Raw genomic sequence first — 24482 nt, forward strand, 5'->3', positions numbered from 1 at the left:
CTGCCGCTTGGGGCGAGCTCGAATCAGCAGCGCGGCTGGGTGTTTCAGAAAGACGGCAAGGTTGTGCAGATGCGGGTCTCGGGCACCATGGAATGCTCGGACGGCGCTGTGCTGCATGAGTGGTGTCTCGCCGGATACGGGCTGGCGTGGCGCTCATGGTGGGAAGTCGGCGATGACATCGCAGATGGGCGGCTTGTCAGCGTGCTCGATGCTTTCGCAGCACCGCCTATCGGGATTCACGCAGTGTTTCCGCAGCGCCGGCATTTGCCGCTGAGAGTGCGTCTGTTTCTGGACCTGCTCAAACACACGTTCGGCGCGCCAGGGTATTGGGGCTGATTTGCAGGCTGCCTGCCTTGATTCAGTTACTACAATGAAAGTGCACGAGTGCCACTGCCAAGGAGTCGACCATGTTCAAGCACATTCTGGTTCCGACGGATGGATCAGTCCTTTCACAGAAAGCGATTGATGGGGCAATCGATCTTGCCCAGTCGGTGGGTGCGCGGCTTACGGCTTATGCGTGCTTGCCGCTTTACCCGTATTCACCTTTCGCCGATGTCGCCGTCGAGCCGCCCGGAGATTTTCATGAGCGCGCCGAACGAGAAGCGCGGGAACATCTTGGCGCTGTCGAACAAGCCGCTGCCGCCGTCGGCGTTTCCTGCAATTCCGTTACCAGCGTTGAATCCGCGCCGTATATTGGCATTATCGATATTGCGGAGCGAGATGGCTGCGACGTGATTTTCATGGCGTCGCATGGGAGGAGGGGGTTGGGGAGTTTGCTGATCGGCAGCGAGACTCAACGCGTGCTGACCCACACGAAGATTCCCGTGATTGTTTATCGGTGAAAGGCGGGTATTCCGAATCGACCAGGCTGGTCAGCTTTCGCGCCAACGCGAGGGAAGCGAGCACTGCGCGGTCTGATCAGCACGCTCGTTCCCTCAGCCGGAAGGTGTTATGCGGCCGTGATCTTGGTATGGTTCAGGCAATGCGCATAAATCTTATACATGAAAATGATATAGCCAAAACCCAGTGTGACAATGCTGATAATTGCCCAAATCACAATGTTCCCAATGATGCTTGCCAGATCAATGGTGCATTCCAGCCGGCCAATCCGCATGCCGCTTGCATCGACTACGATGGTCCGGCTAATGATAAAGCGCGCCATATAATAGGGGAAAACAAACAAAGCCAATCCGCACGTTACGATTGATAAAATTATCCAGATAATCGCATGTCCGATAATATCTCCGACAGATAGATCGGATTTCAAAATTCCAGCTTGCATGCTTAACCCCGTGGTTTTATTGTTACGTTTTGTAAGAATTCGGAATAATACATGATCATTGCGAAATTCGAACATCATTCATGTCATTTTTTAAATCACTGTGGAGTTATTTTCTAACCGCAGGGAAGTGCGAAATCATGTTGACGTTCCATCTACAAAAAAAGGCGCATGGCCAATGGCCATGCGCCTTATACCCGCTTAAAGCAGCTGCAGCTTATTAAGCGACTTTCTTTTCGAAGAACTGTTCGTCTTCGGTTGAACCATGCAACGCGGTCGTCGATGCGTCTTTTTCAACCGCTTGCGTCACTGCATCAAAGTATCCAGTGCCCACTTCACGCTGATGCTTCACTGCGGTAAAACCCTTCTCAGCCGCCGCGAATTCCGCTTCCTGCATCTCGACGAACGCACTCATCTGATTACGTGCATAACCGTGCGCGAGATTGAACATCGAGTAATTCAGCGCATGGAAACCGGCCAGCGTGATGAACTGGAACTTGTAGCCCATCGCGCCAAGTTCTTTCTGGAATTTGGCGATAGTCGCATCGTCCAGGTTCTTCTTCCAGTTGAATGACGGCGAGCAGTTATACGAGAGCAGCTTGCCCGGGAATTCACGATGAATCGCCTCGGCAAACTTCTTTGCGTACGCCAGGTCCGGCTTGCCTGTTTCGCACCAGATCATGTCGGCATACGGTGCGTAGGCGAGGCCACGCGACACGGCTTGTTCCAAGCCCGGTTTCGTGCGGAAGAAGCCTTCAATGGTGCGCTCGCCGGTCAGGAACGGCCGGTCGTTTTCATCGACGTCGGACGTCACCAGATCTGCCGCTTCCGCATCGGTGCGGGCGAGCAGAATGGTCCGCGTACCGGAAACGTCAGCCGCGAGACGCGCAGCCGTGAGTTTCGCGATGTTTTCACGCGTCGGCACCAGCACCTTGCCGCCCATGTGCCCGCATTTCTTCACCGATGCCAACTGATCTTCGAAGTGCACGCCCGCGGCGCCGGCTTCGATCATCGCCTTCATCAGTTCGAACGCGTTCAGCACGCCGCCGAAACCGGCTTCAGCGTCGGCCACGATCGGCTGGAAGAAGTCGAGATACCCTTCGTCGCCAGGATTCTTGCCTTCCGACCACTGGATCTGATCTGCACGCGTCAGCGTGTTATTGATGCGCTTGACCACCAGCGGCACCGAATTTGCCGGATACAGCGACTGGTCCGGATACATTTCACCCGCGACGTTGGCGTCGCCTGCCACTTGCCAACCGGACAGGTAAATCGCCTTCAAACCGGCCTTGACCTGCTGCATGGCCTGATTGCCGGTCAGCGCGCCGAGTGCGTTGACGAACGGCTCGTCATGAATCGATGCCCACAACTTCTCCGCGCCCCGTTTCGCCAGCGTGTGCTCGACAGGCACCGAACCGCGCAGCCGCACGACATCGTCGGCGGTGTAGCTACGCTTGATGCCCTTCCAGCGCGCATCCGTGTCCCATTGCTTTTGAAGTTCCTGAGCTTGTTGTTGGCGCGACATGGCGTTTCTCCTTTGAATACCTGACTGATGACTAATGGTGGGTCGTCCAGTTGAGCAGTCGATAAGTCTCGGTGCTTCTTGTTGCTCAACTCTTATATAAGAGTCTAGGGAAAGGAGGATAGGGGAGCCAGTCGTTTAGCGAAGTTTTTGAATATAAATTATTGTTTTAAATCAATGGCTTGATATTTGCATTTCACAATGTAAAACGATCTTTCCTATGCTGGGAAGAGCTGACTTGTGCCATGCACCAACAATTTCGCGCCGCAAAAGGTCTTTTCACATTGTGAAGTTCGGGGTGTGGACGAAAAAAAACCGACGCATGAGGCATCGGTTTTCTTTTTGCTGGCGCGCAAGAAGCGCGCCGTACTCACTAAGACTTAGCTGCCACGACGCGGAGCGCGCGGGCCGTCGTTGCGACGTGCTGCATAGCCGTCACGCGAACCGCCACCGAAGCCCGAACCACCGTCACGCGATCCACCACCGCTGCGATAACCGTCACGCGAGCCACCGTCGCGCGAATCGCGAGCACCACCGGCGCTTGCCGGCTTGTTGCCCCAGCCGCCCGGCTTAGCCGTTCCGCCGTTGCCAGCACCGCCGCTACCGAAGCGACGACCTGCGCCACCCGCACCAGCGCCACCGCCCGGACGGCCGCGGCCGCCAAAGCCAGGACGACCACCGCCACCGCCGGCCGGAGCCGAGCGACGCGGTTCAAAGCCAACAATCACGCTCACATTGAGCGGCACGCGAACGAAACGCTCAATGCGCTTCAGCGCGCCTTGCTCAGCGTGGTGCACGAGGCTGATAGCCGTACCCGTACGGCCGGCACGGCCCGTACGACCGATACGGTGAACGTAGTCTTCCGCAAACTTCGGCAGATCGTAGTTGAACACGTGCGTGATACCGGGGATGTCAATACCGCGAGCGGCGACATCGGTTGCCACCAGCACGCGCACTTTGCGCTCGCGCAGTGCACGAATCGTGCGGTTACGTGCGCCTTGCGGCAGATCGCCGTGCAGTGCAGCCGATTCAAAACCTGCGTCCGACAAACGGATAGCCAGTTGGTCAGCGTCGTTCTTGGTTGCCGTGAAGACGATAGCCTGATCCAGGCCGGCGTCGCGCAACAGATGGTCGAGCAGACGATCCTTGTGATCGCGGTCATCGACGTAATGCACGGTTTGCGCGATGTTGTTTTGCGCTTCGAGCTTCTGAATGATCTCGATGCGTTCCGGGTTCTTCAACAGGCGGCCGGTCAGCGAGCTGATCTTGCCGTCGATGGTTGCCGAGAACAGCAGCGTCTGACGCGTGGCCGGCGTAGCAGCAACAATAGTTTCGATATCGTCGATGAAACCCATGTCCAGCATACGGTCGGCTTCGTCGAGCACGAGGATTTGCAGTTGCGACAGATCAATACGGCCGCGTTCCAGGTGATCGAGCAAACGGCCCGGCGTAGCAACCAGGATTTCCGGGTTCTTTGCGAGCAGCATCAATTGCTGGCCATACGCGACACCGCCGAGAATGCTGACCGTGCGCAGACGGCGCAGGTGCTTGCCGTACGTGGTGGCGGCAGCGGTAACTTGCATCGCGAGTTCGCGGGTCGGCGTCAGAACCAGCATGGTCGGACGAGCAACCGGCTGGGTGCGGCGGGCCGGGCGGGCGTTCGGGTCATGCGGCTCACGCGGAGCTGAAGCCTTGGCCTTTTCGAGCTGCGAGAAACGTTCGATAGCCGGCAACATGAATGCTGCGGTCTTGCCCGAGCCGGTCGGGCTGGAAACCAGCAAGTCGCGGCCGGCGAGCGCTGCGGGAATCGCGCGCTGCTGAACCGGCGTCGGCACTTGATAGCCAGAGGCCGTCAACGCAACAATGATCTCAGGCGAGAGGCCGAGCGACTCGAAGCTCGGGCCAGTCTGCACAGCGATAGCAGCGGCGACAGGCGCAACTGAAGAAATAGGGGCGGGAATTGCGGGATGAGCAGATGCGGCCGGCGAAACAGATGCTGCCGGCGCGGCGGGTGCGTCTTCGCCGAGTGCCAGTGCAGCGATGGAGTCCAGCGGGCTATGGGTGTTGCTCGAAGTCATGTCGATCCTTGAAACGGGGAATAAGGCGTATGGCGCCAATCGGCATACCCAAGTCGTCAGATTCAGCGAGCAAAGAAGCAGCGAGCAAATCGAAAAACGGGGGCAGCTCGCAACAATAAAGGCGAGCTTTTCGTTAGAAGCTGTATCGGATTCGACAGGCCGAGGCGGCGTTGTCGTCAGCCTGATGCATGATCGGCCGCGAAAGGCCTAGCAGGGAGGGGACAGTTTCTAAACTGGATTGGAGCAAAACGCTACGAGGCGCCGCGCTGCGTGCGATGAATCGACTAAAACCACCAATTCACCCGGTCACAGTGAAGCGCAGGCAACAGTATAGCGGCAATTGTTGCGCTGCGCCAGATTTTAAGACAGTTTGATTCAACTTGCAGTTTGCCGGCACGCGGGATGTCAGCTTGATCTATTTTGCCGACCTCTTAATAAAGCGCCGCAGGGCGCTCAACCCGCTCAAACAGCGCCGGCTGGCGCTGAAAGGCCCGTTTTTACGCCGATGCGCCGCTTTTCAGCGATTCCACCAGCCCGATATATTGCTGCTTTGCGGTGTCCTGCGGCGTGCCCGCGAGAGCGCCCCAGGCGTCATATTTGTATTTCCCGGCGATATCGGCGAAACCCGGCTTGTCGCCTTGCACATCGCCCAGGCTCGCTTGTTTGTAGAGCGCGTAGAGGCGCAGCAGCGTCAGGTTGCCCGGACGTTCGGACAATTCCTTGACGTCGGCCTGGGCAAGCGCAAATTGCGCATCGAGTTCGTTGATTCCGCTCATTCGGTTCTCCGGACATGCTGGTTTAGGATCGGCGATCATAGCAAGCCGGTTGCGCGCGCTTGTCGAGGGTTTCTTCCAGAATTCCCGGGCACGCGGCTTAGGTCCCGCACGAGCGGGCATTGTCCGCGGCGCGCATTGGAACCTCACGGCTCACGCGTTACCGCGGTTCACGTTACATCACGCATTACAATAGCGGCCATGACACGTACCGTTTTGCTCGCCCTCGATACCTCGACCGAATTCTGCTCAGTCGCGCTGCTGATCGCCGACGCGACGGCCGCAGGCACCGCGACCGCCGCACCAACCGCCTGCGAAAGCGCGCCGCATTACTCGGCCGGTGAAGTTCACGTCTGGTTCAGCCATGAATTGACGGGACCGGTTTCCAGCACGCGCTTGCTGCCCGCAATCCGCGAATTATTCGATACCGCCGGCCTGACGCTCAAGGATTGCTCCGCGATCGCGTTCGGCGCCGGGCCGGGCTCATTTACCGGTTTGCGCACGGCAACCGGCGTCGCACAAGGACTGGCGTTCGGCTTGAGCGTGCCGGTGGTGCCGATCGGCACTTTGCTAGCATGCGCGGAGTTCGCGCGCTTGCATGACCCATCGGCGACGCGCGTGCTCGCGGCACTCGACGCGCGCATGAACGAGGCGTACTGGGCCGATTTCCGCTGGGAGGTTTTGACGGGCGCGGTGGGAGAGTGGACCACGGTCCGGGCGGCATCGCTTGATCTGCCCGAGGCAATTGTCCGGCCGGACGAGCCATATACGCTGGCGGGCAACGCGGCGGCGGCTTTTGGCGAACGGTTGCCGATGCCGGCTGCCCCGGCATGCCGCATCGATTTCGACGCGCTGCCGCATGCGTTGCCCGTGGCGCTTGCCGGATTGCGCGCGCTGCGTGCTGGCAGGACGGTCGCGCCGGATCAGGCCGCGCCGGAGTACGTACGCAATAAGGTCGCACAGACCACCGCCGAGCGGATGGACGCGCGTGCAGCCAAAGCAGCGACCGCCGCTGCGGAAGATCAAGCCCATCATGCCGCCACGGCCGCGCCGGTCGTTCAAACGACGGAGCCTCTACGGTGAGCGGCGTGTTGATGGCGGATCGTTATCTGTCGTCGATGACGGAAGCCGATCTCGATGAGGTCGCCGCCATCGAAAAGCTCGCTTATGAGTTTCCCTGGACCCGTGGCAATTTCCAGGACTCGCTGCGTAACGGCTATTTCGGCTTGTGCCTGCGTCATGTCACCGGGACCTTGCTGGGGTATTGCGTGCTGATGCCGGTCGTCGATGAAATGCATTTGCTGAACCTGTGCGTCGCGCCCCAGGCACAACACGCCGGCGCCGGGCTCACGTTGTTGCGTGAAGCGGTGCGGGTTTCGCGGCAGCAGAAACTCGAGGGCGTGCTGCTGGAAGTGCGGCCGTCGAATCCGCGCGCCATCCAGCTTTACGAGCGCTTCGGTTTCGCCACCATCGGACGGCGCAAAAACTATTACCCCGCGCGGCACCGATCGCGCGAGGATGCACTCGTCATGCGTCTGACGTTTTCAAAGGAGGCCGTGGATGGCGCTGCATAAGTCGATACTGGAAGAGTTCGGGCTGGGGACGGTCTGGGTGACGCGGGGGGCGGCTTCGGCTTCAGCTTCAGCTTCGGTTGATGCATCCGCCGCTGTGCCTGCTCAGTCGACAGACTCGACGGCGATCGCGTTCGAGCGTAAAGCGGCGCCTGAGGTGCAGCAGCCGGCTTCGCGCCTGCCGGTCGAAGAAGCGCCCGCGTCCGTGGCCCGGAAAGCTGATCCCGTCGATACCCTCACGGCGCTCGATGCCGCTCTTTCCGCCGCGCAGGCGAATCAGGGCAACGCGCATCAAACACCGTCTGCAAAGATCGACTCGCCCCGGATCGATGCCGCCGAACCGCCTGTCTTCGATGACCTCCCCTGGCTCGACGATGTGCCGCCGCAATCACTTGCTGCTTCGGAAACCGTCGATGACACGGCCGCCGATATCGCGACCCTCGACTGGGACACGCTGGCCGCTCGCGTCGCCGTGTGCGAACGCTGCCGTCTGTGCGAGCGTCGCACGAACTCGGTGTTCGGCGTGGGTGACCGGGACGCGGACTGGATGCTGATTGGTGAGGCGCCCGGTGAGAATGAGGACAAGCTGGGTGAACCGTTCGTCGGCCAGGCGGGCAAGTTGCTCGACAGCATGCTGCACGCGGTGGCGTTATCGCGTGAGGACAATGTGTTCATTGCAAACGTGATCAAGTGCCGGCCGCCCGGTAACCGCAATCCGGAACCGGATGAAGTCGCGCGCTGCGAGCCGTATTTGAAGCGGCAGGTCGAGCTGGTGAAACCCAAGCTGATTGTTGCGCTTGGACGGTTTGCCGCGCAAAGCCTGCTCAAGACGGAGGCGAGTATTTCGTCGCTGCGTGGACGGGTGCACGACTATCAAGGTGTGCCGGTTATTGTCACGTATCACCCGGCCTACTTGCTGCGCAGTCTCCCCGATAAAGCCAAGGCGTGGGCCGATCTGTGTCTCGCCCAGACTACTTATCGCAAGTCGTTGCAGGCGGCAGACGGCCCGTGACGGCCGCGGACGCAATCACGTCATTCCACGATCCCGCCGTGCGCGATCTCGCGTGGCTGCTGTTCTCGCCGGACTTGCTGAGCGCGTCGCGTGCGGGCGCGCCGCTCGCATGTCCTGCGGCAACCGAGAAAGAGCGCGAAACCACGCTAGTCTGGCTCACCGCGCTCGACCGCGACCCCGCTGCGCTTCATGCACAGGTTCACAAACCGTCGCTGACGCGGCTCGGCTTCTACGCCGAAGCATTGCTCGAACACTTCCTGACGCATGGCCCGCACGCGCGGCTGATCGCGGCGAACATCCCATTGCGCACGGCTGAACGTACGCTCGGCGAAGTCGATTTCCTGCTGGAGAACGTGCGCGGCGAACGGCTGCACTGGGAACTCGCTGTGAAGTTTTATCTGCATATCGGCGAGGGTGACGGGGCCGCTACCCTCGCTCACTACGTCGGCCCGAATCTGCAGGATCGCTTCGATTTGAAGCACGCGCGGCTTTTGAATCATCAACTGGGTTTGAGCGCGCACGATGAGTTTGCATCGCTCGGTTTCGAGGGCCCGTGGCGCGCCGAGTTGTTCGTCAAAGGGCGCTTGTTTTATCGCGATGACAGTCTCGGTTCCGGTCTCAGTCGCAATCTCGCGTTGAACCCGCCGCCCGAACTTGCTGTCGATCATCTGCGAGGCTGGTGGAAAACGGCGTCGGAGTGGCAGGATTCGAAGGCGGACGGAGTGTTTGCTTCGTTGCCCAGATTGGGATGGATGGCAGAACGAACGTTATCGGCGCAAGAGGGTGAAGCGCTCGCTGCGCAGACGGCGGTCTTGTCCGAGCGCGTGGCAACGCTGACGTCGCCGATCATGGTCGCGCGTTATGAACGTTACGAGGGTGGTGAGCGTGACGCATGCGCGACAGGCGATGTCTGGCGCGAGCATTCGCGCGGTTTTATCGTCCCCGATGAATGGCCGGAGCGCGCGGCTGACTTTGCGGGTTAAGCGGGGTTTAGCCAGCCTAGTCGAGGCTCGGCAAAGCGAACCTCACCACCACCTGAAAAAATGATGCACCGGGCCAACCCCGTGCCCGACGTCCAGTCGCACGCTCTGTTCGATCGCGCCGGTCAGATAGAGCTTGGCATCGGCGGTGGCGCCGGTGAGCGATTCGCGTTGGGGCAGCAAAGCCGCAATCGATGACGACAACGTGCACCCCGTCCCATGCGTGTTCTTCACCGGCACACGGGGGCCGCCGAGCCGCAACGGGCCGCTGTCCTCGATCAGCCAGTCCGGGCTATCGGCGGAATTCAGATGGCCGCCTTTCATCAACACCGCCCGCGCGCCCAATGCGCGCAGCGCTTCGCCCTGGCGCACCATCGCGTTTTCATCTTCGGCTGGTGCCACGTTCAGCAACGCAGCCGCTTCCGGCAGGTTTGGCGTGATCAGCGTCGCGAGCGGCAGCAGTTCATCGCGCAACGCAGCCACGGCATCCGGTGCAAGCAAAGCGTGATTGCTCTTGGAAATCATCACGGTATCAAGCACCACATGCACTGGCCGATATCGACGCAACGCCGCCGCTACCGCGCGCACTACATCGGCATTGGCGAGCATGCCGATCTTCACGGCATCGATGCGGATGTCATCGAAAACGGCGTCAAGCTGAGCGGTCAGGAATGAGGCGTCGGGCGTATGGATGGCCGTCACGCCGCGCGTGTTCTGCGCGGTGAGGGCGGTGACAACGGACAAACCGTAAGCGCCGAGCGCCGAAAACGCCTTGAGGTCGGCCTGGATGCCCGCGCCGCCACCGGAATCGGAACCGGCGATGGTGAGGACGTTGGGGATCGGATGGGTCATGAGCTTTTCAGGAAGATGCCAGCAATTGTTGCGCGGCGAGACGCGGGTCGGCAGCGGTGCAGATCGCCGATACCACCGCGATACCGCCCGGTCCCGCGCGTTTGACATCGGCGGCGTTGTGCAACTGGATTCCGCCGATAGCCACCGTCGGATGAAGTGAGCGCGCGCACAGCGCGGCGAGGCCGTCGACACCACATGCCGCCGATGCGTCAGGTTTGGTCGGTGTATCGAATACCGGTCCCACGCCGACGTAATCGATCATGGCGCCCAGCGTATTGGCGTGATCGACCTGCAGCGCATCCGATACCGACAACCCGATCAGCGCGTGCGCCCCCAACAGCTTCCTGGCGACATCCGGCGGCAAGTCGTTCTGGCCGATATGCACGCCATCGGCGCCGGCCGCGAGCGCGACATCCAGATGGTCGTTGATGATGAGCGGCGCGCCGTACCGGCGCGTGAGCGGCAACAGGTCGAGCGCGAGATCGAGCCACGCACGTTTGTGCCACTCGGGCGCGCGAAGTTGCACGATCGTGACGCCGCCATCGAGCGCGGCCCGGGTCACATCGAGCGCGCGTGCATGGCCGCCGCATTGGACGGGATCGAGGACGAGATACAGCGCGAGGTCGAGGTTCATCACGCAGTTGGCGCGATGTCGCGTGACACGAGCGTCGCGGCGAACAGGTTGGCATCGAGCGAAGCCAACCGGTCGAGATACGCGACCGCAAAACTGCCGGGCAACGCAGCGTCGCACGATGCCAATTCACCCGCAATGCTCGAATAGGCGATCGCGGCGACTGTCGCGGCCCAACGGTCATCGTTATCGGCCGCGCCCACAAACGCCGCGACCGTCGCTGATAACGCACACCCAACGCCCGTCACGCGCGTCATCAACGGCGATCCATTCGATAACGCGACTGTCCGGCGGCCATCGGTGACGTAGTCGGTTTGACCCGTGACCGCGACCACAGCGCCGGTATTCAACGCGAGGAGTTGGGCGGCGTCGAGCGCGGCTTCGGCTAAAGCGGTGCTATCGACGCCGCGTGCGGTCGATTCACCGCCCGACAAGCTGATGATCTCCGACGCGTTGCCGCGAATCACGGTCGGATGTGCATCGAGCAGATCGAACGCGAAGGCGGTGCGAAAACTCAGCGGGCCGACCGCGACGGGATCGAGTACCCACGGTTTATGCGCACGATGCGCGGCCTCGACGGCGGCGCGGATCGCCTTGCTTTGCGGCAAGTCGAGTGTGCCGAGATTCACCGATACCGCGTTGGCGAGCGGCACGAATTCGCCCACTTCCTCGCGGGCGATGACCATCGCAGGCGCGGCGCCCAGCGCGAGCAGCACGTTCGCCGTGAAGTTCGTGACGACGAGATTTGTCAGGCAGTGGACGAGCGGCGCGCGTTCGCGCACGCGCACGGCGAACGAATAGAGATCGGCGGCGAGCATGGTCGGGGTGTAAATAAAATGGTGATAAACGGGATTATCGCGCGCCGGGCGGCTGAGCGCCCGGTGTGATTTCAGGCTTTGTCTGGTCCGGCCAGGCGTGATCCAGACGCACTAGCCACCGTTCAAAGCCACCGCTCAATGCCTCGACTCGCCGATCAGCGCGACCGAATCGAAGGCCCGCTGATTCGCCTGATGCCGCCGCATGACAAAGTACATCATCAGGCAGACGAAGGTGCCGAACAGCACGATCACGAATTGAATCGGTACGTCGAGCCAGACGAGGACCGCATACAGGCACAACATCACGAGCACCGAGAGATTCTCGTTGAAATTTTGAACGGCGATAGAGTGACCCGCCGACAACAGCACGTGGCCGCGATGCTGCAGCAGCGCATTCATTGGCACCACGAAAAAGCCCGAAAGGCCGCCCACGATCATCAAGAAGATATACGCGACGATCAGATAACCCGGGATGTGCATCCGGCCGAAATAGATGCCCCAGTGCACGGGAAACAGATGCTTTGAATAGAACGCGAGCAGCATCACCGCAATGCCCATCATGATGCCGACCGGCAGCACGGAAAGTGACTTCTTCAGCGGCACGCGGGCGGCTGCAAGAATAGCGCCGACCGCCACACCGACCGCGATGATCGCCTGCAAAATGGCCGCCTCGGACAACGACATGCCGAGCGAGACTTCTGCCCATTTCAGCACGATGAACTGCAGCGTCGCGCCCGCGCCCCAGAAAAGCGTAGTCACGGCGAGCGAGATCTGGCCGAGCTTGTCGTGCCAGAGCGCGTTGAAACAATCGGCGAAATCGGTGATCAGTTTGATCGGACGATGTTCCTGCTTCGGATAACGCGCGCCGGTGTCGGGAATCCGCAGGTTGAAGAGGGCGGCGACAATGTACATGAGCACGATCACGAGCATCGCGGCTTCGGCGGGGGTTTCGACCTTGGGGATGTGCAACTGAAGAATGTGCGAGGCAATGTGCGGACTGATCAACGCGCCACCCATGACGGTGCCGAGAATGATCGAACCTACCGTCGTGCCTTCGATCCAGCCGTTCGCCGCGACCAGACGGTCAGCGGGCAATAGCTCGGTGAGAATGCCGTATTTGGCGGGCGAATACGCAGCGGCGCCGAATCCGACAATGCCGTAGGCGAGCAACGGATGCGCACCGACCAGCATCGTCAGGCAGCCGACGACCTTGATCGAGTTGGTGACGAACATCACGTGGCCCTTCGGTCTCGAGTCTGCAAAGGCACCCACGAAAGCGGCCAGAACTACGTATGACAGCACAAAAAACAGCTTGAGCAGCGGTGTCATCCAGTTCGGAGCGTGAAGATCTTTCAGCAGTGCGATCGCAGCGATCAGAAGGGCGTTGTCGGCCAGCGACGAGAAAAACTGCGCGGCCATGATGGTGTAAAAACCTTTTTTCATCTGATCCGATGCTAGTCCGCACTGCGGGTAATCCGCCCCGTTCGCACACGGCGCGCTCGTCGCTCGCGTCCGGCTTTGCGCTCAGGCTCCCGTTCAGGCAATTTCTGTTCGAAATGGGTTGTGTGCACGGCTTTATAACACGAAAATAGGCGCATTCTGACTAGCAGTAACCTGCATGACAATTCGCAGACGTACAGGCCCGAACGTCACCGGTCTGCAAGGTAGCGATAAGGTATTGATTCGGGTACTGATTCAGCTATTGGCTCGCCAAATCGGGTATTTTCGAATTTATCACCGTGTGCACGGTCTGTTACCAACCGGCCATCATATGCAATGATGGATCGCTGACTGATCGACCCCAAGCCGCGATTGTTTTCCATAGATCATGCTTCCAAGAGATGATGAATAGGGCACGATCGGCCGCCTCCGTTCCGAGTTAAAGCGCGGCCCTCAGGTACCTTCAGGCAACCGTCAACTGCGGTCCGTTCTTGCATAATCACCTGTTTTTTCCAACCGAACTCCCATGCCGCGCCCCATATCCGCCACGATCCACACCGCAGCACTTGCCAGCAATCTCGCCGTCGCACGCCGTCACGCGCCGAAATCCAAGATATGGGCCGTGGTGAAGGCCAATGCATATGGCCACGGTGTGGCGCGAGCGTTCCCCGGATTGCGCGCAACGGACGGCTTCGGTCTTCTCGACCTTGAAGAAGCAGTTAAGTTGCGTGAACTGGGTTGGGCCGGCCCCATCCTGCTGCTCGAAGGGTTTTTCCGCCCAACGGATATCGACGTGATCGATCGCTACAGTTTGACCACGGGCGTGCATTGCGATGAACAGTTGCGGATGCTTGAAATGGCGCGGCTGTCGAAGCCGGTCAATATCCAGCTGAAAATGAACAGCGGCATGAATCGGCTCGGTTATACGCCGGAGCGTTTCCGGGCAGCGTGGGAAAGGGCGCGGGCCGTGCAAGGCATCGGCCAGATCACGCTGATGACGCATTTCTCCGACGCCGACGGTCCGCGCGGCATCGATCATCAACTCGAAGCGTTCGAACGCGGTGCCGAAGGCATTTCGGGCGCGCGCAGCCTCGCCAATTCCGCGGCCACGCTGTGGCATGCGGCGGCGCATTTCGACTGGGTGCGGCCCGGTATCATTTTGTACGGCGCTTCGCCTTCGGGCAAAACCGCTGACATAGCCACCGCTGGATTGAAGCCTGCCATGACGCTTGCTTCCGAGCTGATCGCGGTGCAGACGGTGCCGGCGGGTCACTCGGTCGGCTACGGTTCGGTGTTCTCAGCCACAGGTCCTATGCGGATCGGCGTAGTGGCGTGCGGTTATGCGGACGGTTATCCTCGAGTGGCGCCTGAAGGCACACCGGTTATCGTCGATGGTGTAGCAACGCGGATTGTCGGCCGTGTTTCGATGGACATGCTGACCGTCGACCTGACCCCGGTCCCAACTGCGGGAATTGGTACGGCCGTGGAGCTGTGGGGCGCGAAGCTGCCGATCGACGACGTGGCCGCTGCGTGCGGCACGATCGGTTATGAGTTGATGTGCGCGGTGGCGCCGCGTGTGCCGATGCGGGCAGAGTAGAGCGTTCGCTGGTTTGTTTCAGTAGGTAGCGACGGAAATAACGACGGAATTCAGGAAGGCGAGTGGCGAAAGTAGCGAAGGTCAAGACACTGTACGTATGTACCGAATGCGGCGGCCAGGCGCCGAAATGGCAAGGTCAATGTCCCGCATGCGGAACGTGGAACACGCTGGTCGAGTCGGTGGCGGAGACGCCGTCGGCGCACCGCTTCCAGGCGCTCGCAAAGACCTCGCCGGTGCAGCGCTTGTCCGAGATCGAAGCGTCGGACGTGCCGCGCTTTACCACGGGTATTGGTGAATTCGACCGGGTGCTGGGCGGCGGTTTGGTGGCCGGCGGCGTCGTGTTGATCGGCGGTGATCCGGGTATCGGAAAATCGACGCTGTTGCTGCAATCGCTGGCGGAGATCGCCCGTGAGCGGCCCGCGCTTTATATCAGCGGCGAAGAGTCCGGCGCGCAGATCGCATTGCGCGCGCAGCGGCTCGGCCTGCTCGGCGAACCGGGCAAAGCCGCGCCTGATTTGCGTTTGCTGGCGGAAATCCAGCTTGAACGAATCCAGGCGACTATCGATACAGAACGGCCGGAGGTTGCGGTCATCGATTCAATCCAGACTGTTTATTCCGAAGCGCTGACCTCGGCGCCGGGATCGGTCGCCCAGGTGCGCGAATGCGCGGCGCAACTCACGCGGATCGCAAAGCAAACGGGCACGGCCATCATCATGGTCGGGCACGTGACGAAGGAAGGCAATCTCGCTGGACCGCGCGTGCTTGAGCACATCGTGGACACGGTGCTGTACTTCGAAGGCGACACTCATTCATCGTTCCGGCTCGTGCGCGCGTTCAAGAACCGTTTCGGCGCGGTGAACGAACTCGGCGTATTCGCGATGACCGAGCGCGGTTTGCGGGGCGTGGCGAATCCATCGGCGCTGTTTTTATCGCAGCATGAGCAGAGCGTACCGGGTTCGTGCGTGCTGGTGACGCAGGAAGGCTCGCGGCCGTTATTGGTGGAAGTGCAAGCGCTTGTCGATACCGCGCATGTCCCGAATCCGCGCCGTCTCGCCGTAGGGCTGGAGCAGAACCGGCTCGCATTGCTATTGGCCGTGTTGCATAGGCATGCGGGCATTGCGTGCTTCGATCAGGATGTGTTTTTGAACGCGGTGGGCGGCGTGAAGATCACGGAACCCGCGGCCGATCTGGCTGTATTGCTCGCGATCCATTCGTCGATGCGTAACAAGGCGCTGCCCAAGGGTCTGATCGTGTTCGGCGAAGTAGGGCTGGCGGGTGAAATCAGACCGTCGCCGCGGGGTCAGGACCGCCTGAAGGAAGCCGCGAAACTGGGGTTTTCGATCGCGCTGATTCCAAAGGCGAATGCGCCGAAGCAACCTATCGAAGGGCTGGAAGTGATCGCGGTGGATCGGATTGACGAGGCGATCGATCGCGTGCGGTCGCTGGCCTGAAGTTGCTTAGCAGCGCGCGGGGGTCACGTTGCGAGGGCGTCGTCGATCAGTCCCTTAGTAATGTCGTGTAAAAAACCGCGAGGTTCGTGTAACCCACGCGGGGCGTGCTTTTTCTATCCTTGTATCGCGACAAACCCGGATACGAGCGGAAAAGGAAAAAGGACCACGCCTTGAAACACGCAGATCAAACTTTGTCTCGCCCAACATTCCATCTGCGCGGCTGCCGTGTCTCCGCGCCCATCCAGCAGCCATGGGGCGGCGGTTGCCGGATTGTCGAGTGGATCGACGCTGAAGGACAGATATCGCGTCGGGTCGTGGCCGAAGACGTGACCGAAGATGAAGTGGTGGCGACCATCCGGTGCCACGTGAAGGGTCGCAAACACGTACTGGTCGACGACGAAGGAATGCCGCGGCAAACGCTGCCGCGACGTTAGTTAGCGTGGAGCGAGAACGGCGGCCTTTCAGCCAATCTGCTCCAGTTCCTCGTGCGCCTCTAGCCATTGCGCTTCGAGCGCTTCTAGCTGACCGTTCACATCGGCCTGACGGCGAATGGCTTCTGTGAGTCGTGTCTTCATGGCGGGCTCGTAACTGGCGGCATCGGCCACGAAAATATCGAGCTGCGCTTTCTCGGCATTCAGCTTGTCCATCTCCTTCTCGATCTTCGAAATCCGCGATTGCAGCGGCTTTTTCAAATGCGAGAGTTTCTGCCGCTCTTGTGCCTCCAGGCGCCGCTGCTCCTTGCGGTTCTGTCCTGATTCCAGCGAATCGTCCGCTAATCCACCATTGCCGTTGCTGACCATCTCCTTGGCGGCAGCCCGCTGCTCGGCCGCGTGTTGCAGCAGCCAGTCGCGATAGTCGTCGAGATCGCCGTCGAACGGCTGCAGCCGATGTTTCGCCACGAGCATGAAATTGTCCGTGGTGGCGCGCAGCAAATGCCGATCGTGCGACACCAGGATCAAGGTGCCTTCGAACTGCGCAAGCGCCATGGTCAGCGCATGACGCGTTTCGAGATCCAGATGGTTCGTCGGTTCGTCGAGCAGCAGCAAATTGGGCTTTTGCCAGATGATCAGCGCAAGCGCGAGCCGGGCCTTTTCTCCTCCGGAAAACGGCGCGATCTTCGCGGTCGCCATTTCGCCGGAAAAATTGAAGCCACCGAGGAAATCGCGTAATTCCTGTTCGCGTGTGTCGGGCGCGAGCCGTGCCACATGCTCTAGCGCGGAGTCTTGAGGGCGCAGGGTTTCCAGCTGATGCTGCGCGAAATAGCCGATCCGCAAGCCCTTGCCCTCGCGTACCTTCCCGCTCAGCGCTTCAAGCGTGCCCGCCAGCGTCTTGATAAGCGTCGATTTCCCCTGTCCGTTCGCGCCCAGCAAGCCGATTCGCTGACCGTTCTGGATGGACAGCGTGACGCCTTCCACGATCGGCACTTCACCGGCTTCCGTGTGATAGCCGCAGCGCACGGATTCCATCACCATCATGGGGTTCGGCGCGGCATCGGGCGTGCGGAATTCGAACGTGAAAGGCGAAGAAGCATGCGCCGGCGCGATGAGTTCCATGCGTTCCAGCGCCTTCACGCGGCTTTGCGCCTGCTTCGCTTTGGTGGCCTGCGCCTTGAAGCGGTTGATGAAGCTTTGCAGATGCTCCACCGTCTTTTGTTGCTTTACATACGCGCTTTGCTGCAACGCGATCTGCTGCGCGCGCAGGATTTCGAACTGACTGTAATTGCCGCCGTAACGCTTGATCTGCCGGTTCTCCAGATGCAGCGTCACGTTGCAGACGGAATCGAGGAATTCGCGATCGTGAGAAATCACAATCAGCGTTCCCGGATAGCGATGCAGCCAGTCTTCCAGCCAGATGATCGCATCAAGATCCAGGTGATTCGTGGGCTCGTCCAGCAGCAGCAGGTCCGAGCGGCACATCAGCGCTTGCGCCAGGTTCAGGCGCATGCGCCAACCGCCGGAGAAGCTCGCCACGGGGTCCTGGGTTTGCGCGAGCGTGAAACCCAGGCCGATCAGCAGGGTTTCGGCGCGGGCGGGCGCGGTGTAACCGTCGGCGTCGGCGAACGCGGCGTGTGCGTCGGCTTCAGCTGCGCCATCGTGGGCCGCCGATGCCGCCGCAATCCGCGCTTCGATGCGCCGCAATTGCGTGTCGCCGTCAAGCGTGTAGTCCAGCGCGGTGCGGTCCACGGCCGGCGTTTCCTGCGCGACGTGCGCGATTTGCCACGACGGCGGCATCGAAAAATCGCCCCCGTCCGAGTGCAGATCACCGCGCAGCACGGAGAAGAGCGTGGACTTGCCCGCGCCATTAGCGCCGATGAGCCCCGCCTTTTCGCCAGGATTGAGCGCGAACGTGGTCTGTTCGAAGAGCGGTTTGGTGCCGCGGGCAAGGCTGAACTGGTTGAAGCGAATCACGGCGTGGAGACCCAGACATGTACGGGAAAACGCTATTTTAGACCGGCCCGGGTGCGGGCCGCCCGCTCATTGACGTTGGTGCGCCGTTAGCCGTTCGGTCAGATGTTTTTTAACCCGCGTTTCGCTTAGACTGGATTTTTTCAAGCGGAGCATCGAATGAACCCTATCTACTCGTTTTCAGCGGACACCCTCGGCGGTGAAACCGTCAGCATGGAAAACTATCAGGGCAAGGTGCTGTTGATCGTGAACACTGCGAGCGAGTGCGGATTCACGCCGCAGTACAAGGGTTTGCAGGAGCTGTACGAACGTTACGCGGATCGCGGCTTTGCAGTGCTGGGCTTTCCGTGCAACCAGTTCGGCAAGCAGGAGCCGGGCGACGCGGCTCAAATTGGCAGCTTTTGCGAGCAGAACTACGGGGTCACGTTTCCCATGTTTGCGAAGATCGACGTGAACGGGGCGAACGCGCATCCGCTATTCCGTTATCTGACCGAGGAAGCGCCGGGCGTGCTGGGGACCGAAGGCATCAAGTGGAACTTCACAAAGTTTCTGGTCGACAAGGAAGGTAACGTGATCACCCGATTCGGCTCGGTGACGAAGCCGGATGCGCTTTCCAGCGATATCGAAAAGCTGCTCTAACGCCTGATTTGCGTCAGCGACTTGATCCGACTGGCGTGAAGACGCCGGTCGAGTGCGTGGTCGCATTGTCTGGTTTCTAAAAGGGCGCCGTCCGGCCGGGCGACGCCGATCAACATTTTTTACTATGCGTTCCCGGGCAAACCCCCGGGCGCTTTTGCACGCCTGTACCGATCGGGCGGTTTGCGTCTCAGGGGCGGGTTATAGGTGGCTCAACGACCTCGCCAGACAGCCTGCTGCGATCAGTAACCGCTTTCGTCCGTTACTGTAAATGTGAAATTATGTCGTACATATTCCGTGTACTTCCGGGAATTATGTATGATTTAACTTTCCCGCCAACACCCGTTTGCCGCCGCGATGAAACCAGAAACCGCAGGCTCGCCAACCATGACGAAGCTGCATGAGGCGATTGTTGTCCATCTAGTCGACGCGATTGTCTCGGGCGTCTACCCGGTTGGCGCGTCCTTGCCGAACGAAATGGAACTCGCCGCCGCGCATGGCGTCAGCCGCACGGCGGCGCGCGAGGCGATGCAGAAGCTCGCTTCACTCGGGCTGATCGAGAGCCGGCGACGCAAGGGCGCGACCGTTCTCGCGCGAGAGTCGTGGAAGTTACTGGACGCGTCGGTGTTGGGCGTGGCGGTCTTGCGCGTGGAAGATGTGTCGTTTTTCCAGGCACTGGTCGAGGCGCGTCTTTTGATCGAACCTCGTGCCGCCGAACTTGCTGCGGCAAGGGCGTCCGAACGTGATCTTGACCGTATCGAAACCTCGCTGAACGCTATGGCCAGCGAGGCCGACGGCACGCGCGGTGCGGGCTGGGCGGCAGCGGATGTCGCTTTCCACGCGGGCATTATCGAAGCGGCCGGGAATTGGGTTTTCACGCAATTGATCGGCACGGTGCGGGCCGCGCTGGACGCAGGTATTCGCCTGACCGGCAAGCAAGCGCTGTCGGCACAGGCGTCGCTGGAACAGCATCGGGAGGTGTTCGATGCAATCCGGCGCCGCCAGCCCGCCGAGGCGCACGCTGCAATGATGCGCTTGCTGCTTGCCACCCAACGTGATTTCAATGCATTGGAGAAGGGCGCAGCCCGTGCTGCGGTTTCGGCCGGTGATCAGGCGACCAGCCAGCCGGACTCACAGAAACACAAAATTGGGTGATCGCGCGTAGTCCTCGAACCGGCGCATCCATCCTTAACAACAACCCACAACAATCCATAGCCACCCACAACGGCCCCACGCGCCAGGAGACACGGCATGCGCAAGCTTCGCTCGCAACAATGGTTCGGTACACACGGCAAGGATGGTTTCATTCACCGCTCGTGGATGAAAAACCAGGGCATTCCGCACGACAATTTCGATGGCCGCCCCGTCATCGGCATCTGCAACACCTGGTCGGAACTGACGCCCTGCAATGCGCATTTCCGCGAGCTGGCCGAGTACGTGAAACGTGGCGTTCGGGAGGCGGGCGGACTGCCGCTCGAATTCCCGGTGATGTCCCTCGGCGAGTCGAACCTGAGACCGACCGCCATGCTGTTTCGCAATCTCGCGTCCATGGATGTGGAGGAGTCCATTCGCGGCAACCCGCTTGACGGCGTGATCCTGCTTGTCGGCTGCGACAAGACCACGCCTGCGTTGCTGATGGGCGCGGCATCGTGCAACTTGCCTGCGCTCGCCGTGTCCGGCGGACCGATGTTGAACGGCCGGTATCGCGGCAAGCCGATCGGCTCGGGCACCGGGGTGTGGCAGATGTCGGAGGAAGTGCGGGCGGGAACCATGACGGAAGAGGAATTCACTGAAGCCGAGTCGTGCATGAACCGTTCGCGAGGACATTGCATGACGATGGGCACCGCTTCCACCATGGCGTCGATGGTCGAGGCGCTCGGCATGGGCTTGCCGCATAACGCAGCCATTCCTGCCGTCGATGCCCGCCGTCAGGTGCTGGCGCATATGGCGGGCCGACGTATTGTCGATATGGTGCACGAAGACCTCACCATGGACCGTATTCTCACGCGTGAAGCCTTCGAGAACGCGATTCGCACGAATGCCGCAATTGGCGGATCGACGAACGCGGTGGTGCATCTCATCGCACTGGCCAAGCGGATTGGCGTGCCGTTGACGCTCGACGATTGGGAACTCGGTTCGGACGTGCCGTGCCTCGTAAATCTCCAGCCGTCGGGGGAGTACCTGATGGAGGACTTCTACTACGCAGGTGGTTTGCCTGCCGTGCTGAAGCAGCTTGGCGAACAGGGATTGCTGCACAAGGACGCGCTGACCGTGAACGGCAAGACGATCTGGGACAACGTGTCCAGCGCTCGCAATGATGACGAAAAAGTCATCACGCTGTTTGCTACGCCGTTCAAGCCGAAGGCGGGTATCGCCGTGCTGAGGGGAAATCTCGCGCCGAATGGCGCTGTGATCAAACCATCGGCGGCGACGCAACATTTGCTCAAACATCGCGGCCGCGCAGTCGTGTTCGAGACCGTGGAGGAGTTGCACGCGAAGGTGGACGACGAAACGCTCGATATCGACGAGCACTGCGTCATGGTGTTGAAGGGCGCTGGGCCGAAGGGTTATCCGGGGTTCGCTGAAGTCGGCAACATGCCGCTGCCAAAAAAAGTGCTGCAAAAGGGCATTACAGACATGGTTCGCATCTCCGATGGCCGGATGAGTGGTACTGCGTACGGCACGGTTGTGTTGCACGTGTCGCCGGAAGCGGCGGCGGGCGGTCCGCTTGCTCTGGTGCAAACCGGCGACATGATCGAACTTGATGTCGAGGCGCGTCGCCTGCATCTTGAAGTCTCCGATGAAGAACTCGAACGGCGACGAGCGTTGTGGTCCAAGCCGGCTTCGCCGCTGCGCGGTTATGTGAAGCTCTACGTCGATCATGTGCTGCAGGCGGACGAAGGCGCAGATCTCGATTTCCTGGTCGGTTCAAGCGGCGCAGCCGTACCGCGCGACTCTCATTGAACCCCTCTCATTGAACCACTGAACATTGAAGATCAGGTTCGACGAATATGACTTTAAAGACCGACACGTCCCCCGCCGGCATCTGGCCGGTCCTCTACGCCTATTTTGATCAGTACAACCAGCTTGATCGTGACGCCATGCGCGTGCAGGTCGAGCGGACCATTGCCGCCGGTGCGCCCGGCATCGTGATACTCGGTCTTGCAACCGAGGTGCAGCGGTTGTCGCGCCCTGAGCGTGAGCAGCTTGTGAACTGGGCGCGCGAGGATATCGCGGCTCGCGTACCGCTGGCGGTTACCGTCACCGGCGACACCGTCGTGGAGCAGACCGAATTCGGCAACTGGGCCGTGGCGCACGGTGCGCAATGGCTGATCCTGCAACCGCCCTCGACACGTACCGAACCCGAGCGTTTTTACTTCGATTTCTTCGCATCCGTCATGAAGGGTTTGACGGACACGGCCCGCGCGGGCATTCAAAACGCGCCCGAGTATCTGGGTGTCGGTTTGTCGCCGGAAGCGTTGGCCGAACTAGCGCAGCAATGCCCGAACTTTCGCTGGTTGAAGGGCGAGGGCGCGGCGACAGGTTTGCGTACGACCATCGACTGCCTGGCGGTGGCCGGCAGCACAATGCCCGTCTTCAACGGGCGCGGCGGTCAGGAGTTGCTGGACAACCTGCGCGCCGGCTGCGCGGGCATGATCGTCGCCCCGGATAGCTTCGATCATCAGGTGGAGATCTATCAGGCATTCGCGCACGATCCGGCCGAGGCGCAGCAGCACTATGAGGAGGTGTTGCCGGCGATTGTCTTCGTCATGCAGTCACTCGACGCGCTCACTTGTTACGGCAAGCGCATTGCGGCATGGCGGATGGGGTTTGAAGTCCAGCACGATCGGGGGATTGCACCGAGCGCATTCGGACTGGAATGTGCAAGACGATTCGCCGATAGCCTCGGACCGTACAAGGGCTAAAAGCGCTGGTTAAAACCACGTCAAAGAATGGGTGAAAACAAGCGCGCGACGTGCATCGCCATACGGCGCCATGCGGGTGCGCCGAGATAATCGTCGCGGCTGATTTCCCACGATTGCGCGAAGTCATCGAGTAGCATTTTCTCGACTTCGCTCGCAAAGCCGCGATCCACGGTCAGGACCATGATCTCGAAGTTGAGGCGAAACGAGCGGTTGTCGAGATTCGCGCTGCCGATAGCGGCAGACATGTCGTCCACCAGCACCACTTTCTGATGCAGGAAGCCCGGGCGATATCGAAAGATTTTCACGCCTGCGAGCAGCGCATCGTAGGCATAGAGTTTCGACGCGGCAAACACCACGCGATGATCGCGGCGGCTCGGAATCAAAATGCGCACGTCCACGCCGCGCAAAACGGCAAGCCGCAGCGCGGAGAACACGGCTTCGTCGGGAATCAGATACGGCGTCGTGATCCAGATCCGCGAACGTGCCGCGTTGATCGCCTCGACGAAAAACAGCGAGCACGTTTCCTGATGATCCGCGGGGCCGCTCGCGAGGACGAGGCAACTCATGTCGTGTGCCGATGTCTTCGACGCTTCCACTTCCGGAATGCGTTGCGTCGCCCAGTACCAGTCTTCGATGAACACAAACTGGATGCTGGCGACCGCTGGGCCACGCACTTCAATGTGGGTATCGCGCCAGGGTGACAGGCGCGGATTCGCGCCGAGATATTCCACGCCTACGTTGTGACCGCCGACGAATGCGCATTCGCCATCAACCACCACGATCTTGCGATGGTTCCGAAAGTTGATCTGGAAGCGATTGACGAACTTGCGTTTGGTCGCGAACGGGTGAGTCTGCACGCCGCCCGCGCGCAAGGCGGTGGTGTAGCGTTTCGGCAAATCGAAGCTGCCGATGCTGTCGTAGAGAAAATAAACTCGCACGCCTTGCTGTGCTTTTTTGAGCAGCAGGTCTTTCAGCTTTTCGCCGAGATCGTCGTCGCGGACGATGAAAAACTGCACGATCACATAGACCTTCGCCGCGTCGATAGCTTTGAAGATTGCGTCGAACGTGGCGTCGCCGTTGATCAGTACGCGCACGGAATTGCCGCGCAGGAACGGCATCCCGCTTAACCGCGTCAGCGCGCGGATGGTCGGATGGCCCAGATACTCCGCAGGATCCCCGGCCGCTGCGCCGCGCAGGCGGGCGGCTTCATCGGGGAAATTCCATTCCGTCGGGTGCGCACTTTTGCGCAGGATCTCGTTTTCCAGCCGGCGCGCGTCAATGTACCCGGCGAACTTGCTGCGCCCGAGAAAGAGATACGGGATCAGCGTGAAGTAGGGCATGGCGACCAGCGACACGGCCCACGCGACCGCGCCTTGCGAAGTGCGCGTGTTGAGCACCGCGTGACATGCGGCGGCCGCGCCCAGCAAATGCGCGATAATCACAAACGTGCCGAGATGAAGCCAGTCCTGCCACTGGAAGTGCATGTACGCGGTGCCTGAAGGTAAAGCCGT

The 24482-nt window shown here is 60.6% G+C and carries 23 protein-coding genes; 13 read left to right on the plus strand and 10 right to left on the minus strand.

Annotation, left to right across the window (positions count from 1 at the left end):
* Nucleotides 1-336 (plus strand): LysR substrate-binding domain-containing protein (locus tag GSQ93_RS38110; RefSeq protein WP_254073896.1); only part of this gene is annotated, 336 nt, incomplete at its 5' end.
* Nucleotides 337-407: 71 nt separating this feature from the next.
* Entirely contained in the window at nt 408-842 is a 435-nt protein-coding gene (locus GSQ93_RS16665) for a universal stress protein (protein WP_158936736.1), read from the plus strand.
* A gap of 107 nt (nt 843-949) precedes the next feature.
* On the opposite strand, the gene GSQ93_RS16670 is transcribed toward GSQ93_RS16665, so the two are convergent.
* From GSQ93_RS16670 to GSQ93_RS16685, 4 genes are all read right to left on the minus strand, one after another.
* Nucleotides 950-1282, minus strand: a complete 333-nt coding sequence (locus GSQ93_RS16670) for a DUF6693 family protein (protein ID WP_158936737.1) — start codon at nt 1280-1282, stop codon at nt 950-952.
* Between the two features lie 217 nt (nt 1283-1499).
* A complete protein-coding gene (aceA, locus tag GSQ93_RS16675) occupies nt 1500-2804 on the minus strand; it encodes an isocitrate lyase (RefSeq protein ID WP_158936738.1) in 1305 nt (434 codons plus the stop codon).
* A 377-nt stretch (nt 2805-3181) separates the two neighbouring features.
* A complete protein-coding gene (locus GSQ93_RS16680; RefSeq protein WP_158936739.1) occupies nt 3182-4879 on the minus strand; it encodes a DEAD/DEAH box helicase in 1698 nt (565 codons plus the stop codon).
* 497 nt (nt 4880-5376) lie between these two features.
* Nucleotides 5377-5646 carry an acyl-CoA-binding protein gene (locus tag GSQ93_RS16685; protein ID WP_158936863.1) on the minus strand — a complete coding sequence of 90 codons (270 nt, stop codon included), beginning with the start codon at nt 5644-5646 and terminating at the stop codon, nt 5377-5379.
* A 207-nt stretch (nt 5647-5853) separates the two neighbouring features.
* Here GSQ93_RS16685 and tsaB point away from each other — a divergent pair, with 207 nt between their 5' ends.
* Genes tsaB through GSQ93_RS16705 form a run of 4 tightly spaced genes read left to right on the plus strand, consistent with a single transcriptional unit; the run spans nt 5854 to nt 9218 of the window.
* A complete protein-coding gene (tsaB, locus tag GSQ93_RS16690) occupies nt 5854-6735 on the plus strand; it encodes a tRNA (adenosine(37)-N6)-threonylcarbamoyltransferase complex dimerization subunit type 1 TsaB (protein ID WP_158936740.1) in 882 nt (293 codons plus the stop codon).
* Entirely contained in the window at nt 6732-7226 is a 495-nt protein-coding gene (gene rimI / locus GSQ93_RS16695) for a ribosomal protein S18-alanine N-acetyltransferase (RefSeq protein ID WP_158936741.1), read from the plus strand. The genes tsaB and rimI overlap by 4 nt, the downstream gene beginning before the upstream one ends.
* A complete protein-coding gene (locus GSQ93_RS16700) occupies nt 7213-8235 on the plus strand; it encodes a uracil-DNA glycosylase family protein (protein WP_158936742.1) in 1023 nt (340 codons plus the stop codon). The genes rimI and GSQ93_RS16700 overlap by 14 nt, the downstream gene beginning before the upstream one ends.
* A complete protein-coding gene (locus GSQ93_RS16705; protein WP_158936743.1) occupies nt 8232-9218 on the plus strand; it encodes a DUF1853 family protein in 987 nt (328 codons plus the stop codon). Before GSQ93_RS16700 ends, GSQ93_RS16705 begins: the two co-directional genes overlap by 4 nt.
* 42 nt (nt 9219-9260) lie before the next feature.
* Here GSQ93_RS16705 and thiD read toward each other — a convergent pair whose 3' ends face one another.
* The 4 genes from thiD to lplT form a co-directional block, all read right to left on the minus strand.
* Nucleotides 9261-10067 (minus strand): bifunctional hydroxymethylpyrimidine kinase/phosphomethylpyrimidine kinase, encoded by an 807-nt coding sequence (gene thiD, locus GSQ93_RS16710; protein ID WP_158936744.1) that lies wholly within the window; start codon nt 10065-10067, stop codon nt 9261-9263.
* A 7-nt stretch (nt 10068-10074) separates the two neighbouring features.
* The gene (gene thiE / locus GSQ93_RS16715; RefSeq protein WP_158936745.1) at nt 10075-10701 is read right to left on the minus strand and encodes a thiamine phosphate synthase; all 627 of its coding nucleotides are present in this window, start codon (nt 10699-10701) and stop codon (nt 10075-10077) included.
* A complete protein-coding gene (gene thiM, locus GSQ93_RS16720) occupies nt 10701-11516 on the minus strand; it encodes a hydroxyethylthiazole kinase (protein ID WP_158936746.1) in 816 nt (271 codons plus the stop codon). Before thiM ends, thiE begins: the two co-directional genes overlap by 1 nt.
* A gap of 135 nt (nt 11517-11651) precedes the next feature.
* Entirely contained in the window at nt 11652-12959 is a 1308-nt protein-coding gene (gene lplT, locus GSQ93_RS16725; RefSeq protein WP_158936747.1) for a lysophospholipid transporter LplT, read from the minus strand.
* 523 nt (nt 12960-13482) lie between these two features.
* Here lplT and alr point away from each other — a divergent pair.
* The 3 genes from alr (at nt 13483) to GSQ93_RS16740 (ending at nt 16438) form a co-directional block, all read left to right on the plus strand.
* Entirely contained in the window at nt 13483-14553 is a 1071-nt protein-coding gene (gene alr, locus GSQ93_RS16730) for an alanine racemase (RefSeq protein WP_158936748.1), read from the plus strand.
* 62 nt (nt 14554-14615) lie between these two features.
* Nucleotides 14616-16004: a DNA repair protein RadA gene (gene radA / locus GSQ93_RS16735; protein WP_158936749.1), complete on the plus strand. Its 1389-nt coding sequence runs from the start codon at nt 14616-14618 to the stop codon at nt 16002-16004.
* 170 nt (nt 16005-16174) lie between these two features.
* The gene (locus tag GSQ93_RS16740; protein WP_158936750.1) at nt 16175-16438 is read left to right on the plus strand and encodes a DUF2866 domain-containing protein; all 264 of its coding nucleotides are present in this window, start codon (nt 16175-16177) and stop codon (nt 16436-16438) included.
* Nucleotides 16439-16465: 27 nt separating this feature from the next.
* Here GSQ93_RS16740 and GSQ93_RS16745 read toward each other — a convergent pair whose 3' ends face one another.
* The gene (locus tag GSQ93_RS16745; protein WP_158936751.1) at nt 16466-18412 is read right to left on the minus strand and encodes an ATP-binding cassette domain-containing protein; all 1947 of its coding nucleotides are present in this window, start codon (nt 18410-18412) and stop codon (nt 16466-16468) included.
* A 156-nt stretch (nt 18413-18568) separates the two neighbouring features.
* Between GSQ93_RS16745 and GSQ93_RS16750 the strand changes: the two genes are divergently transcribed.
* The 4 genes from GSQ93_RS16750 to GSQ93_RS16765 all read left to right on the plus strand — a co-directional run bounded on the left by GSQ93_RS16750 (nt 18569) and on the right by GSQ93_RS16765 (nt 22971).
* Nucleotides 18569-19048 (plus strand): glutathione peroxidase, encoded by a 480-nt coding sequence (locus GSQ93_RS16750; protein ID WP_158936752.1) that lies wholly within the window; start codon nt 18569-18571, stop codon nt 19046-19048.
* Nucleotides 19049-19432: 384 nt separating this feature from the next.
* Nucleotides 19433-20200: a FadR/GntR family transcriptional regulator gene (locus GSQ93_RS16755; RefSeq protein WP_158936753.1), complete on the plus strand. Its 768-nt coding sequence runs from the start codon at nt 19433-19435 to the stop codon at nt 20198-20200.
* A gap of 96 nt (nt 20201-20296) precedes the next feature.
* The gene (locus GSQ93_RS16760) at nt 20297-22009 is read left to right on the plus strand and encodes an IlvD/Edd family dehydratase (protein WP_158936754.1); all 1713 of its coding nucleotides are present in this window, start codon (nt 20297-20299) and stop codon (nt 22007-22009) included.
* A gap of 47 nt (nt 22010-22056) precedes the next feature.
* The gene (locus tag GSQ93_RS16765; protein WP_254073897.1) at nt 22057-22971 is read left to right on the plus strand and encodes a dihydrodipicolinate synthase family protein; all 915 of its coding nucleotides are present in this window, start codon (nt 22057-22059) and stop codon (nt 22969-22971) included.
* Nucleotides 22972-22991: 20 nt separating this feature from the next.
* On the opposite strand, the gene cls is transcribed toward GSQ93_RS16765, so the two are convergent.
* On the minus strand, nt 22992-24455 hold the full coding sequence (cls, locus tag GSQ93_RS16770; RefSeq protein WP_158936755.1) for a cardiolipin synthase: 1464 nt from the start codon (nt 24453-24455) through the stop codon (nt 22992-22994).
* Nucleotides 24456-24482 lie beyond the last annotated feature (27 nt).

Origin of the sequence: Burkholderia sp. S171 (assembly GCF_009766085.1) — a bacterium.
Taxonomy (GTDB): domain Bacteria; phylum Pseudomonadota; class Gammaproteobacteria; order Burkholderiales; family Burkholderiaceae; genus Caballeronia.

Bases quoted from the DNA above. Each gene is read 5' to 3' on its own strand.
- GSQ93_RS16700 (WP_158936742.1), top strand. From the start codon at position 7,213: ATGGCGCTGCATAAGTCGATACTGGAAGAGTTCGGGCTGGGGACGGTC.
- GSQ93_RS16760 (WP_158936754.1), top strand. From the start codon at position 20,297: ATGCGCAAGCTTCGCTCGCAACAATGGTTCGGTACACACGGCAAGGAT.
- cls (WP_158936755.1), bottom strand. From the start codon at position 24,455: ATGCACTTCCAGTGGCAGGACTGGCTTCATCTCGGCACGTTTGTGATT.
- tsaB (WP_158936740.1), top strand. From the start codon at position 5,854: ATGACACGTACCGTTTTGCTCGCCCTCGATACCTCGACCGAATTCTGC.
- GSQ93_RS16680 (WP_158936739.1), bottom strand. From the start codon at position 4,879: ATGACTTCGAGCAACACCCATAGCCCGCTGGACTCCATCGCTGCACTG.
- thiE (WP_158936745.1), bottom strand. From the start codon at position 10,701: ATGAACCTCGACCTCGCGCTGTATCTCGTCCTCGATCCCGTCCAATGC.
- GSQ93_RS16755 (WP_158936753.1), top strand. From the start codon at position 19,433: ATGACGAAGCTGCATGAGGCGATTGTTGTCCATCTAGTCGACGCGATT.
- GSQ93_RS16670 (WP_158936737.1), bottom strand. From the start codon at position 1,282: ATGCAAGCTGGAATTTTGAAATCCGATCTATCTGTCGGAGATATTATC.
- lplT (WP_158936747.1), bottom strand. From the start codon at position 12,959: ATGAAAAAAGGTTTTTACACCATCATGGCCGCGCAGTTTTTCTCGTCG.
- alr (WP_158936748.1), top strand. From the start codon at position 13,483: ATGCCGCGCCCCATATCCGCCACGATCCACACCGCAGCACTTGCCAGC.
- GSQ93_RS16665 (WP_158936736.1), top strand. From the start codon at position 408: ATGTTCAAGCACATTCTGGTTCCGACGGATGGATCAGTCCTTTCACAG.
- thiM (WP_158936746.1), bottom strand. From the start codon at position 11,516: ATGCTCGCCGCCGATCTCTATTCGTTCGCCGTGCGCGTGCGCGAACGC.
- GSQ93_RS16765 (WP_254073897.1), top strand. From the start codon at position 22,057: ATGACTTTAAAGACCGACACGTCCCCCGCCGGCATCTGGCCGGTCCTC.
- thiD (WP_158936744.1), bottom strand. From the start codon at position 10,067: ATGACCCATCCGATCCCCAACGTCCTCACCATCGCCGGTTCCGATTCC.
- GSQ93_RS16750 (WP_158936752.1), top strand. From the start codon at position 18,569: ATGAACCCTATCTACTCGTTTTCAGCGGACACCCTCGGCGGTGAAACC.
- aceA (WP_158936738.1), bottom strand. From the start codon at position 2,804: ATGTCGCGCCAACAACAAGCTCAGGAACTTCAAAAGCAATGGGACACG.